Origin of the sequence: Rhabdothermincola salaria (assembly GCF_021246445.1) — a bacterium.
Lineage (GTDB): Bacteria > Actinomycetota > Acidimicrobiia > Acidimicrobiales > Acidimicrobilacustridaceae > Rhabdothermincola_A > Rhabdothermincola_A salaria.
On sequence record NZ_JAJQXW010000002.1, the window covers coordinates 776,928 to 789,139 of the forward strand.

The 12,212-nt window shown below is 72.4% G+C and carries 11 protein-coding genes and 1 pseudogene; 7 read left to right on the plus strand and 5 right to left on the minus strand.

Translation table 11 applies throughout. From position 1 onward, the window contains the following. Positions 1-38 precede the first annotated feature (38 nt). The 3 genes from LUW87_RS12850 to LUW87_RS12860 are packed head-to-tail and all read right to left on the minus strand — an operon-like array spanning position 39 to position 2,267. Complete coding sequence (locus tag LUW87_RS12850) at positions 39-1,367, minus strand: FAD-dependent oxidoreductase (RefSeq protein ID WP_232671574.1); 1,329 nt, start codon at positions 1,365-1,367, stop codon at positions 39-41. A 49-nt stretch (positions 1,368-1,416) separates the two neighbouring features. Then, positions 1,417-1,764, minus strand: a complete 348-nt coding sequence (locus LUW87_RS12855; RefSeq protein ID WP_232671575.1) for a hypothetical protein — start codon at positions 1,762-1,764, stop codon at positions 1,417-1,419. After that, entirely contained in the window at positions 1,761-2,267 is a 507-nt protein-coding gene (locus LUW87_RS12860) for a hypothetical protein (RefSeq protein WP_232671576.1), read from the minus strand. Before LUW87_RS12860 ends, LUW87_RS12855 begins: the two co-directional genes overlap by 4 nt. Positions 2,268-2,287: 20 nt before the next feature. On the opposite strand from LUW87_RS12860, the gene LUW87_RS12865 reads away from it, so the two are divergent. The 4 genes from LUW87_RS12865 (at position 2,288) to LUW87_RS12880 (ending at position 6,224) form a co-directional block, all read left to right on the plus strand. Continuing rightward, a complete protein-coding gene (locus LUW87_RS12865; protein WP_232671577.1) occupies positions 2,288-2,785 on the plus strand; it encodes a DUF427 domain-containing protein in 498 nt (165 codons plus the stop codon). Between the two features lie 61 nt (positions 2,786-2,846). Beyond that, complete coding sequence (locus LUW87_RS12870) at positions 2,847-3,185, plus strand: P-II family nitrogen regulator (RefSeq protein ID WP_232671578.1); 339 nt, start codon at positions 2,847-2,849, stop codon at positions 3,183-3,185. 11 nt (positions 3,186-3,196) lie between these two features. After that, positions 3,197-5,497 (plus strand): [protein-PII] uridylyltransferase, encoded by a 2,301-nt coding sequence (locus LUW87_RS12875; RefSeq protein ID WP_232671579.1) that lies wholly within the window; start codon positions 3,197-3,199, stop codon positions 5,495-5,497. Between the two features lie 25 nt (positions 5,498-5,522). After that, a complete protein-coding gene (locus LUW87_RS12880; protein ID WP_232671580.1) occupies positions 5,523-6,224 on the plus strand; it encodes an NUDIX hydrolase N-terminal domain-containing protein in 702 nt (233 codons plus the stop codon). A 57-nt stretch (positions 6,225-6,281) separates the two neighbouring features. Here the strand turns inward: LUW87_RS12880 and LUW87_RS12885 are convergent, their stop codons facing one another. Continuing rightward, positions 6,282-7,160 carry a PAC2 family protein gene (locus LUW87_RS12885; RefSeq protein WP_232671581.1) on the minus strand — a complete coding sequence of 293 codons (879 nt, stop codon included), beginning with the start codon at positions 7,158-7,160 and terminating at the stop codon, positions 6,282-6,284. A gap of 120 nt (positions 7,161-7,280) precedes the next feature. On the opposite strand from LUW87_RS12885, the gene LUW87_RS12890 reads away from it, so the two are divergent. From LUW87_RS12890 to LUW87_RS12900, 3 genes and pseudogenes are all read left to right on the plus strand, one after another. Further along, entirely contained in the window at positions 7,281-7,730 is a 450-nt protein-coding gene (locus tag LUW87_RS12890; RefSeq protein WP_232671582.1) for a GNAT family N-acetyltransferase, read from the plus strand. Positions 7,731-7,824: 94 nt separating this feature from the next. Next, positions 7,825-8,454, plus strand: a pseudogene (locus LUW87_RS12895) (phosphoribosyltransferase); the annotation flags it as partial. A 157-nt stretch (positions 8,455-8,611) separates the two neighbouring features. Further along, entirely contained in the window at positions 8,612-10,399 is a 1,788-nt protein-coding gene (locus LUW87_RS12900) for a flavin-containing monooxygenase (protein ID WP_232671584.1), read from the plus strand. A gap of 60 nt (positions 10,400-10,459) precedes the next feature. Here LUW87_RS12900 and LUW87_RS12905 read toward each other — a convergent pair whose 3' ends face one another. Then, complete coding sequence (locus LUW87_RS12905) at positions 10,460-12,193, minus strand: N-acyl-D-amino-acid deacylase family protein (RefSeq protein WP_232671585.1); 1,734 nt, start codon at positions 12,191-12,193, stop codon at positions 10,460-10,462. Between the last annotated feature and the right edge of the window lie 19 nt (positions 12,194-12,212).

Below are 12,212 nucleotides of genomic sequence, written 5' to 3' on the forward strand. Positions count from 1 at the left end.
CCGCCGCACCGCGGCGCTCCGCGCCGCCAGAGTCGCGGTCACTCGGCTTGGCGGGCGGCGGTGTTGACCGGGTCCCACACCGGGGAGAACGGCGGGGCATAGGCCAGGTCGAGGTAGACGAGGTCGTCGACGCTCATCTCGGCCCACAGGGCGGTGGCGATGGTGTCGATGCGCTTGCCGGCACCGGGCGCCCCCACGATCTGGCCGCCGAGGAGGCGCCGGTCGCCCCGATCGTGGACCAGCTTCACGTGCACGGGGCCGTTGCCCGGGAAGTAGTGGGCTCGGGTGCTGGCCCTGACCGTGGTGGCCACCGGGTCGAACCCGGCGGCGAGGGCCTCGACCTCGGTGAGCCCGGTGCGGGCGATCTCGGTGTCGAAGAGCCGGGTGATGGCCGTGCCCAGCACCCCTGGGAAGCGGGCGTCGCCGCCGCCGAGGTTGATGCCGGCCACCCGGGCCGCCTTGTTGGCCACCGTCCCCAGCGCGATCCACGTCGGCTGGCCGGTGACGCGGTGGTGCGACTCGCAGCAGTCGCCGGCGGCGTAGACGCCCTCGGCGGAGGTGCGCTGGTGGTCGTCGACCGAGATGGCCCCGCGGACACCCGTGGTGAGCCCGGCGGCGCCCGCCAGCTCCCCGTTGGGGGTGACACCGAGGCCGAGGACGATCAGGTCGGCCTCGTGGCTGTCTTGCTGTCCGATGACGCGTCCGGGCTCCACGTCGACGACCGGCTGACCGAGGCGGAGCTCGATGCCGTGGCCCTCGGCGGCGTCGCCGACCAGTGCGGCCATGTCCGGGTCGAGGTTGCGCAGGAGCTGGGGGGCCATGTCGTAGACGGTGACCCGGGCGCCGCGCTGCACGAAGGCCTCGGCCATCTCCACGCCGATGTAGCCGCCGCCCACGACCGCCACCCGTCGGCCCTCGACGTCGGTGGCCAGCGCGGCGATGGCCGAGGCATCGGCCAGGGTGTGCACGAGGTGCACCCCGGGCTGCCCGATCCCGCTCCACGGTGGGGCGATGGGGCGGGCCCCGGTGCCGATCATGAGCTGGTCGAAGCCGAGGGTGACCGTCTCACCGCCCTCGAGGTCGCGCGCCTCCACGGTGCGGGCGCCGAGGTCGATGGCCATCGCCTCGTGCCGGAGCCGCACGTCGATGTCCTGCTTGGCGCGGAACACCTCCGGGGCCCGGGCCACCAGCGACTCGACGTCGTCGACCTCGCCGCTCACGTGGTACGGGATGCCACACGCGGCGTAGCTGGTGCGGACCCCCTTCTCGAGGACCACGATCTCGAGGTCGGGGCGGGCCCGACGCACTCCGGAGGCCGCGGCCATGCCACCCGCGTCCCCACCGATCACCACCAGGCGTTCTGTCATACCCCCGACCGTACCGGGGTGCCCGCCCGTCCCCCAGGGTCCGAGAGCCCTAGTGGATCAGGTCGTCCAGTCGGGCGAAGAAGGCGGAGCGGGCGAAGACCTCGGCCCCGGCGGCGTGGGCCCGGTCGAGCCGCTCGCGGTCGACGTGGCTCCCGAAGGCCAGCACCCGGTGGGTGCCTGCCGCCCCCGCCGCCGCGGCGATGGCGTCGAGGGCGTCCGGGGTGGCCAGGTCGACCACGACGGTGTTGCTCGTGGCTCCGGCGGTGCCGAGGACCTCGGCCAGCGCCGTGGCGTCACTGACGAAGCGCACGTCCACCCCACGCGCCGGCAGACCACCGAACCGTGACCGGTCCATGAGGTCGCGGACCAGGACGACGACGCCGCCGGGATCGCTCACCGTCGGCCCTCGGCGCGTCGCCGGGCGAGGTGGACGTGGGCCTTGGCGGCACCCCAGCGCAGGCCCGGCTCGTGCAGGGCCGGGTCGAGCTCGGCGAATGAGGCGGGCGTCAGGTCGTAGACGTCGTCGGGGAACTGCCGACGGGCCATGTCGTCGCGAGGCGCGGGCGGCACCCCTGCCGCCCGCAGCACCTCGGTGGGATGGCGCACGGCCGGGCGCACCAGCGACAGCGGGTTGGTCGTCTGGTCGTCGATGTCGGCGGCCAGCAGGGTCCGGATCCGGGGCACGACGTCGTCCGCCGCCGCGGCCGCCGCCCGTTCGGCCGCCGTGGCCACCTCGTCGGGGGGCCGGCGGAGCATCCGCTCGACGTACACCGTCTCGACGCAGCGCCGCACCCAGGCGGGCACGGCCTCGGCCAGCCCGTCGGCCAGCTCGCCGGCGTACCGGGCCATGGCGGCCAGGTCGTCGGCCGATGGTCCGCTCGGCTTGGCATCGTCGCCCATCGGCCCCCATGGTGGTCCACATGACGCCACGGCGACGCATCGAACCCGGTCCGGGGCAGGAGTCGGTCTGGGACTACCCCCGCCCGCCCCGCGTCGATCCCACCACCGCCCACGTCGTCGTCGAGCTCGCCGGGCGGGTGCTGGCCGACACCCGGCATCCGGTTCGGGTGCTCGAGACCAGCCAGGCGCCCGGCTACTACCTGCCCGTCGACGACGTCGACACCTCGCTGTTGGTCCCGTCCGATCGCCACACGAGCTGCGAGTGGAAGGGGCGGGCCTCCTACTGGTCGCTGGCCGTGGGCGACCTGGTCGTGCCCGACGCCGCGTGGAGCTACCCCGAACCGAGGCCGGGCTTCGAGGCGATCGCCGGGCACCTGGCCTTCTACCCGCAGCTGGTGGACGCCTGCTGGGTCGACGGCGAGCGGGTGCAGGCCAACGACGGCGACTTCTACGGGGGCTGGATCACCTCGAAGGTGGTGGGCCCGTTCAAGGGCGCCCCCGGGACCTGGGGGTGGTGATCGGCCACCGGTCCGCCGGCCGAGGGGGCGGCGGGGGCGCGGACGCGAGAGACTGCGCGACATGAAGCTGGTCACCGCCATCATCAAGCCGCACACGCTCGACGACGTGAAGCAGGCCCTCAAGGACGCCGGGGTGCAGGGTCTCACCGTCGAGGAGGTCAAGGGCTTCGGCCGGCAGGGCGGCAAGACCGAGACGTACCGGGGGGCCGAGTACGTGGTCGACCTGCTGCCCAAGGTCCGCATCGAGATCGTCGTCGACGACACCGACGTCGACCGGGTCGTCGACGTGGTGTGCGAGACGGCTCGCACCGGGCAGATCGGCGACGGCAAGGTGTGGGTGACCCCGGTCGAGCGCATCGTGCGCATCCGCACCGGCGAGCTCGGCCCCGACGCCGTCTGATTCCCCCTCCCGTGACCCCCCGCCTCGACCGCCAACACCTCCTCGACGACCCCGCTCTGCGGGGCTTCGAGCTCTGCCGCGCCCTGTCGGAGCGCACCGACGAGTGGCTGGCCGCCCTGTGGGACCACGCCGACGGACCCTCCGAAGGAGCCGCCCTCGTGGCCGTGGGCGGCTACGGCCGGGCCGAGCTCGCCCCTGGCAGCGACATCGACGTCCTGCTCCTGCACGACCCGAGCCTCGACGTCGCCGACCTGGCCGAGCGCTTCTGGTACCCGATCTGGGACGAGGGCCTCAAGCTGGGCCACGCCGTGCGCACCGTGAAGGACACCTTGTCGCTGGCCAGCACCGACCTCGACACGGCCACGTCGGTGCTCACCGTGCGTGGCCTGGCCGGCGACGCCGACCTGGCCGCCGAGCTGGCCGACAAGGGCCTGGCCCTCTGGCAGAAGCGCAGCCGGCGCTGGCTCGAGCAGCTGTCGGCCACGGTGGTGAGCCGTCACGGGCGGGCGGGCGAGGTGGCCTTCCTCCTGGAACCGGACCTCAAGGACGGGCGGGGCGGCCTCCGCGACGTGCACGCCATCGGGTGGGCCGAGAAGGCCCAGGCCAACCTGCTGCCCGGCGACGAGGCCGACCTCGACACCGCCTACCGCACCCTCCTCGCCACCCGGGTCGAGCTGCACCGCCGCACGGGCCGCCCCGGCGACCGGTTGTCGCTCGAGGAGCAAGACGGGGTGGCCGACGCGTTGGGGTACCTCGATGCCGACGACCTCATGCGCGACGTCTCCACCGCGGCGCGCGCCATCGCCTGGGTCAGCGACGACCTCTGGGCCCGGGTCGACTCCTCGCTCGAGGGCCCGTTCCGGCGCCGGTTGTTCCGTGACCGCGACGTGGCCCCCGGGGTCCTGCTGCGGGAGGGCACCGTGCAGCTGGCCCTGGGCGCCGATCCGGAGTCGGAGCCCTTGCTGCCGTTGCGGGTGGCGGTGGCCGCGGCCCGCCACGAGGCCCGCATCGAGCGCGACACCTTGCGCCGCCTGGCCGCCTGCCCGCCGCTCCCGGTGCCCTGGCCCGAAGCGGCCCGCCGGCTGTTCGTCGAGCTGTTCCTGGCCGGCCGGCCCGCGGTCGACGTGGTGGAGACCCTCGACCAGCGCGCCCTGTGGGAACCGATCGTTCCCGAGTGGGCTGCCGTGCGCTGCAAGCCGCAGCGCAACGCCTACCACCGCTTCACCGTCGACCGGCACCTGTGCGAGGCGGCGGCCAACGCCGCCGCGCTGGTGGACCGCGTCGACCGGGCCGACCTGTTGGTGGTGGGCACGCTGCTGCACGACATCGGCAAGGGCTTCCCCGGCGACCACACCGAGGTGGGCATCGACATCGTCGGGGAGATGGCGCCCCGCATGGGCTTCACCGCCACCGACACCGCCCTGCTCCAGCAGATGGTGCGCCATCACCTGCTCCTCCCCGACGTGGCCACCCGGCGCGACCTCTCCGACGACGGCACCATCGACCACGTGGCCGAGGCGGTGGGCGACCTCGTCACCCTGCGCCTCCTGCACGGGCTGACCGAAGCCGACTCGCTGGCCACGGGCCCGGCCGCCTGGGGCTCCTGGAAGGAAGAGCTGGTCGGGGTCCTGGTCGCGCGCGTCTCCCACGTGCTCGACGGCGGCCAGCTGGCGGACGTCGCCGACGCCGCCTTCCCCAACCCTCACCACCTGGCGCTGCTGGCCCAACGTCGGCGCATCATCGAAGGGGTCGACGACCGCCTCACCGTCGTCTCCCCCGATCGGCCGGGCCTGTTCGCCCGGGTGGCCGGCGTGCTCTCCCTGCACGGGCTCACGGTGCTCGAGGCCGCCGCCACCACCGACGAGGACGACATGGCCCTCGAGGCCTTCCGGGTGGAGCCGAACTACGGCTCGACCGTGCCGTGGGACCGCGTGGTGCGCGACCTCGAACGAGCCCTCGACGGGCGCCTGGCCCTGGAGGCCCGCCTGGCCGAACGGGCCCGCGTGTACGCCCGACCCCGGCGGCTGCCCGGCCTGGTCACCCACCCCGAGGTGATCGTCGACAACGATCTGTCCCACGCGGCCACCGTGCTCGAGGTCCACGCCCCCGACGCCATGGGCGTGCTGTGGCGCATCACCCGGGCCCTGCACGAGCTCGACCTCGACCTCACATCGGCCAAGATCCAGACGCTCGGCACCGACGCGGTCGACTCCTTCTACGTGCTCGACAACGAGGGTCGCAAGGTCACCGACGCCACCTACCTCGCCGAGATCGAGCGGGCCCTGCTCTTCGCCCTCGGCGAGGCCCCCTGAGGGCTGCCCCGGTAGCGTTCGGAGGATGAGCGACGCGGCCCCCGGCGAGCAGCCGGTCACCCCGCAGGACCTGGTGCGGTGGAGCGAGGCCCTCGCCGGCATCGCCCGCACCGGTCTGGGCTTCACCCAGAGCCTCTACGAGCAGGAGCGCTTCGAGGAGGTGCTGTCCGTGGCCGCCGACATGCGGGTGGCCGCCGGCAGCCCGTACGACGCGGCGTCGTTGGTGCACGAGTGGATGCGGTCCGTGGGCGAGGGGGTGCCCGGCTACCAGACCCCCAAGGTGGCCGTGGGCGCGGTGGTGGGCAACGACGCCGGCGAGATCCTCCTGGTGCAGCGGTCCGATTCCGGCGTGTGGCTCTACCCGACCGGGTGGGCCGACATCGGGTACTCGGCGTCGGAGGTGGCGGTCAAGGAGGTGGCCGAGGAGACCGGCATCGACTGCGAGGTGGTGCAGCTCGTCGCCGTGCTCGACGGGCTGCGGCAGGGCTTCACCCGCATCCCGCTCTACTCGCTCGTGTTCCACTGCCGGGCCACGGGCGGTGAGCTGGCGGCTCACCCGCTGGAGTGCCGCGACGTGGGGTGGTTCTCCCTCGACGCCCTTCCCGAGCACACGGTCGGCGTGGACCAGTGGGGCGAGATCGCCCGTCAGGCGCTCAGCGGCGAGCCCGTCGACGTGCACTACGACCGGCCCCGCCGGCCCACCTGGCGCGGCATGCACGACATCTGACCGGCGACCGGCGACCGGGTGCCGGCCCCGGCCCTGCGGCCAGGACCGGGGCCACCGTCAGTCCTGGTCGCGCAGGAAGCGCTCGACCTCGTCGACCAGGCTCACGCCGTCGTTGATGGCGTCGGGCTCGCTGTCGTAGCGCTCCTCGAGCTGGGCGACGTACTCGATGGTCTCGACGTCCTCGTCGACCAGCTCGGAGACCTGGCGTTCGTAGGCGGCCGTGGCCAGCTGGAGCTCGGTGGTGGTGACGCCGACCTGCAACAGCTGGGCGGTGCGCTCGACGAGGGCCATCGCCGCCTTGGGGGAGGGGGCCGACGGCACGTAGGCGGGGACGGCGGCCCAGAGGCCGGCGGAGCGCAGGCCGGCTTCGTGGCAGGCGGTGTGCAGCACGCCGGTCATCCCGGTGGGGCCCTCGTAGCGGGAGGGGACGAGGTCGAGCTCGGTGACCAGGTCGTCGTCGTAGGCGGTACCGAACACCGACACGGGCCGGGAGTGGGGCACGTCGGCCAGTAGGGCGCCGAGGGTGACGACCATGCGGGCCCCGTAGGCCTCGGCGACGGCGATCACGTGGTCGCAGAAGGTCCGCCAGCGCAGCTGGGGCTCGACCCCCGACAGGGTGATCACGTCGAGATCGGCACCCGGGACGGTGCCCGCCGAGAAGACGTTCTCGGGCCAGTCGATCTGGCGGGCCCCGTGCTCGTCGAAGCGGACCATGGGCCGCGAGCTGGTGAAGTCGTAGAAGACCTCGGGGTCGATGGAGGCGAAGGAGCGGGTGCTCCACTGGTCGGCGAGGAACTCGACGGCGGTGGACGCCGCGTCCCCGGCATCGCTCCAGCCGCCGAAGGCCACCACCAGCACCGGCTCTCGTAGCGCCGGGCGGTCGGTCCAGAGCAGATGTTCGACGTGGCGGGGGTGGCCGCCGGGATCACCAGCCATCGCGTCGAGGGTATCGGAGGGGTCGGCCCAGCCCGATCCGGCCGCCCCCCGCAACCCTCGGAGCCGGGGGTGGGCACCCACCCGCCGGTCGGGTCGGTCGCGGCGGGTACCGTCGACGGCGTGGCACAGATCGAGATCATCGAAGCGACCGAGGTCACCGACGATCTGGTGGAGGCGTTCCAGCGGCTCGTCCCCCAGCTGTCCTCGTCGAACCCGCCCCCGTCGGGGGCCGAGCTGCAGGCCATCGTGTCGTCCGAGGCCAGCGTGCTGCTCCTGGCCGTGGATCGCGAGGCCGGCGATCGCATCCTCGGCAGCCTGACGCTGGCGTGGTTCCGCATCCCCACGGGGGTGCGGGCCTGGATCGAGGACGTCGTCGTCGACGGCGAGGCCCGGGGTCAGGGGGTCGGCGAGCACCTCAACCGGCACGCGCTCGACGTGGCCCGCGCCCGTGGCGCCCGCACGGTCGACCTCACCTCACGGCCCAGCCGGGAGGCCGCCAACCGCCTGTACCAGCGCATCGGCTTCGTCCCTCGCGACACCAACGTCTACCGCTACTCCCTCGACACGTAGCGCTCCGCTGGTCAGGCGGTGCCGTCCGCGACGGTGACGTCCGACCCTTGGCCGCCGGGCCGGGTCGGTGGTCGAGTAGGACCTGGAGGAGGTCGTGATGGCGTTCCGAGACCGAACCGATGCCGGACAGCAGCTGGCCGACGCCCTCCGCCCGCGCCTGGGTGACGACGTCGTGGTGCTGGGGCTCCCCCGAGGAGGGGTGCCGGTGGCCTCCGAGGTGGCCCGTGCCCTGGGCGCCCCGCTCGACGTGATCCTCGTGCGCAAGCTGGGGGTGCCCTTCCAGCCGGAGCTGGCGATGGGCGCGATCGGTGAGGACGGGGTGCGGTTCCTCAACGACGAGGTCCTCGGGGTGGCGAAGGTCTCCGAGGCCGAGCTGGCGCAGGTCGAGTCCGCCCAACGGGCGGAGCTGGAGCGGCGGGCGGCCCGCTACCGCCGGGGTCGGTCGCGCCTCGACGTCTCTGGTCGAACCGTCCTCGTGGTCGACGACGGGGTGGCGACGGGCGCCACGGCGCGCGTCGGATGTCGGGTGGCTCGGGCCCACGGTGCGGACCGGGTCGTGCTGGCCGTCCCGGTGGCCCCGGTCGACGTGCACCTGCGCTTCGCCGAGGACGCCGACGAGGTGGTGGTCCTCCAGACCCCCGAGCCCTTCGGCGCGGTGGGCCAGTTCTACGACCGCTTCGACCAGGTGAGCGACGACGCCGTGGTGGAGCTCCTCGACGAGGCGGGTGGTCGCTGACCGGCCGGTCTGCGGGTCCGACCCGACGCCGTTGCTCCTGCCCGCCTAGCTTCTCCACCGGCCCGGACGAGGGGCTTGACCTCGTCCCGGTCGCCTGTTCTAATGCTCGACATTATATTGCTCGGCCGAGGGGTCACGACCGCACATGAGCCACGACGACGTCACCACGGGAACCGCCACGCTCGAGCAGGTGCGTGAGAAGTACCGGATCGAGCGCGACAAGCGCCTCAAGGCCGAAGGGCTCGACCAGTACGCCGACCTGCGAGAGATCGACGAGAAGTACGACCGCGACCCCTACGTCGAGCCGGGGTTCACCCGTGATCCCGTCGTCGAGGAGACCGAGGCGGTCATCGTCGGCGGTGGCTTCGGCGGCATGCTCGCCGGGATCAACCTCACCAAGGCCGGCATCACCGACTTCCGGATCGTCGAGAAGGCCGGCGACTTCGGCGGCACCTGGTACTGGAACCGGTACCCGGGGGCAGCCTGCGACGTCGAGTCCTACGTCTACCTCCCGTTGTTGGAGGAGACGGGCTACATGCCCACCGAGAAGTACGCCAAGGCCCCCGAGATCTTCGCCTACTGCCAGCTGCTCGGACGCACCTTCGACCTGTACCGCGGGGCGCTCTTCCAGACCGAGATCACCGACGCCGAATGGGACGACGAGGCCCAGCGTTGGCAGGTCCGCACCACCCGGGGCGACCAGCTGTCGGCCAAGTTCCTGGTCATCGCCGGCGGCGTCCTCCACAAGGCCAAGCTGCCCCGCATCGCGGGCATCGAGACCTACGAGGGCAAGGCCTTCCACACCAGCCGGTGGGACTACGCCTACACGGGCGGCAGCGCCTTCGAACCGATGGTGAACCTCGCCGACAAGCGGGTCGGCATCATCGGCACCGGCGCCACCTCCGTGCAGGTCGTGCCCAAGCTCGCCGAGTCGGCCAAGGAGGTGTACGTCTTCCAGCGCACGCCGTCCACCGTCGGCTGGCGGGGCAACAAGCCCACCGACGAGGAGTGGTTCAAGAGCCTCGAACCAGGTTGGCAGTGGGAGCGCATCGAGAACTTCACCCGTTGCGTCACCGGCGCCCAACCCGACGAGAACATGGTCCAGGACGCGTGGACAGAGATGATGTGGGTGGACACCAAGACCTTCCCCCAGACCGAGGAGGAGGCCGCCGAGCTCGAGCGCATCGACTTCGAGAACATGGAGGGCATCCGCCGCCGGATCGAGGAGATCGTCGACGACCCGGAGACGGCGGAGAAGCTCAAGCCCTGGTACGGGCAGAACTGCAAGCGCCCGTGCTTCCACGACGAGTACCTGCCCTCGTTCAACCGTCCCAACGTGCACCTCGTCGACACCGACGGGCGCGGCGTCGAGCGCATCACGCCGCAGGGCCCGGTGGTCGACGGCGTCGAGTACCCGGTCGACCTGTTGATCTACGCCTCCGGCTTCGAGGTCACCACCGACTACAACCATCGCCTCGGCTTCGACCCCAAGGGCCGCGACGGCCTGCCCATGAGCGAGGCCTGGGCCGATGGGCCCCACACCCTCCACGGCGTGCTGGCCCACGGGTTCCCCAACCTCATGATGATCAGCACCGTGCAGGGTGGGTTCGGCACCAACTTCGTGCACTACCTCTGGGAGACGTCGGCCCACGTGGCCGAGCTCATCTCACAGTGCGAGAAGGAGGGCATCGCCACCGTCGAGGCCACCAGGGAGGCCGAGGAGGAGTGGCTCCAGGTGCTCTACGGCACGGTGGCCGGCGTGGCTCGGTACAACGCCACCTGCACGCCCGGCTACCTCAACTCCGAACAGTCGATGAACGAGAAGTCGGCCCGCAACCTCGCCTACCTGGGCAGCATCATCGACTACGCCGCCCACCTGAAGGCGTGGCGCAACCAGGGTGATCTCGAAGGGGTCGAGGTCACCCGACCCTGACCCGGCCGGAGCCGGCCCGGGCACGACCGACGTCGTGCCCCGGCCGGGTGCCGGTGGCGATCAGTGGCTGGCGCGCACCAGACGGCCGGGGCGGGCGCCCGTGTCGTGGCCGTCGCGGCGGGTGATCACACCGAGGACGATGGTGGCCACGTAGCCGGTGGCGTCCTGGAGGATGCGGCGACCGCCAGCCGGGAGGTCGTCGACCGAACGGGGCGGGTGCAGCGTGAGGTGCTCGAAGTCGATGACGTTGAGGTCGGCGCGCTTGCCCACCTCGATGGTGCCCCGGTCGGTGAGGCCCACCACGGCGGCGGTGCCGGCCGCCTGCTTGTTGACCACGGTCTCGAGCGAGAGGGTGCGGCCACGCGAACGGTCTCGGGCCCAGTGGGTGAGCAGGTAGGTGGGCGCCGAGGCGTCGCAGATCATCTTCACGTGGGCGCCACCGTCGGACAGCCCGATGACCGTGTCGGGGTGCTCGATCATGGCCTCGAGCGGGTCCTGGGTCTGCTGGGCGTAGTTGGTGAACGCGCCGAGGAGCAGCTCGCCGGCGGCGAGGTGGTCGTAGAGGACGTCCCACGGGTCGCGGCCGGTGGCCTCGGCGATGCCCGCGATCGACTGCTCGTGGGTGGGCTCGTACTCGGGCGGATCGCCCAACGGGAACATGAGCCCGAACATGAACGGGGCGCTCTCGGTGAGGCTCTCGAACTGGCGGTGGGGATCGGCCGGGAGGTCGGTCTCGGAGAGGATGGTGGCCTTCACCTCGGGCTTGCGCATCTCGGCGAGGAGCTCGTCCAAGGTGAGCTCCTCCTCGAGGCGGCGGAAGGTGGGCCGGCGCATGAGGGCGTGGTAGCTGGCCACGCCGAGCAGCATGCCGCCGGGCCGGGCCGCCACCTGGGGGATGAGGCGGGCGCCGTCGGCCACGGCCTTCTCGACGGCCTCCAGCTGCTCGCGCCACAGCTCCGGAGCGCCCATCGACTGGATCATCAGGAACGACACCGGAAGACCGGTGGCCTTGGAGACCTGGGCCAGCAGCTCGATCTCGCCGAGGGTGACGCCCGCGTCGTCGCCCGTCTCGCCGGTGGGAACCACCTCGAACAGGCCGCCGCCGGCGTCGACCACGGCCTGGGCCAGCCCGATGAGCTCGTCGGCCACCGCGAACGTGCCGGGCACCAGATCCCCGTCGAGGGTGGTGTGGTTGAGCGAGCGCGAGGTCGAGAAGCCGACCGCCCCGGCCTCGATGGCGCGGCGCACGTGGCCCGCCATCTCGGCGATGTCGTCCGCGGTCGCCGGCTCGTTGGCGGCGCCCCGTTCGCCCATCACGTACACCCGCAGCGGGGCGTGGGGGATGAAGGCGGCGATGTCGAGGGCGTACTCGCGCCGATCGAGGGCGTCGAGGTACTGCTCGAAGGTCTCCCACTCCCACTGGATGCCCTCGTGCAGGGCCGTGCCGGGGATGTCCTCGACACCTTCCATGAGCTCGACCAGCCAGTTCTCCTGGCCCGGGCGCACGGGGGCGAAGCCCACGCCGCAGTTGCCGGCCACGACGGTGGTGACCCCGTGGCTGGCCGACGGGTCGAGCACCGGGTCCCAGGTGGCCTGGCCGTCGTAGTGGGTGTGGATGTCGACGAACCCGGGGGTGACGAGCAGCCCGGTGGCGTCCATCGTCTCGGTGGCCTCGCCCTCGAGATCGGGACCGACCGCGGCGATGAGCCCGTCGGTGATGCCCACATCGCCGACGAAGCGGGGCTGGCCCGTACCGTCGACGATCGTTCCCCCGCTGATCTTCAGATCGAACATGTCACAACGTTACAGGGGT

Bases quoted from the DNA above. Each gene is read 5' to 3' on its own strand.
- LUW87_RS12880 (WP_232671580.1), top strand. From the start codon at position 5,523: ATGAGCGACGCGGCCCCCGGCGAGCAGCCGGTCACCCCGCAGGACCTG.
- LUW87_RS12860 (WP_232671576.1), bottom strand. From the start codon at position 2,267: ATGGGCGACGATGCCAAGCCGAGCGGACCATCGGCCGACGACCTGGCC.
- LUW87_RS12900 (WP_232671584.1), top strand. From the start codon at position 8,612: ATGAGCCACGACGACGTCACCACGGGAACCGCCACGCTCGAGCAGGTG.
- LUW87_RS12870 (WP_232671578.1), top strand. From the start codon at position 2,847: ATGAAGCTGGTCACCGCCATCATCAAGCCGCACACGCTCGACGACGTG.
- LUW87_RS12905 (WP_232671585.1), bottom strand. From the start codon at position 12,193: ATGTTCGATCTGAAGATCAGCGGGGGAACGATCGTCGACGGTACGGGC.
- LUW87_RS12885 (WP_232671581.1), bottom strand. From the start codon at position 7,160: ATGGCTGGTGATCCCGGCGGCCACCCCCGCCACGTCGAACATCTGCTC.
- LUW87_RS12865 (WP_232671577.1), top strand. From the start codon at position 2,288: ATGACGCCACGGCGACGCATCGAACCCGGTCCGGGGCAGGAGTCGGTC.
- LUW87_RS12850 (WP_232671574.1), bottom strand. From the start codon at position 1,367: ATGACAGAACGCCTGGTGGTGATCGGTGGGGACGCGGGTGGCATGGCC.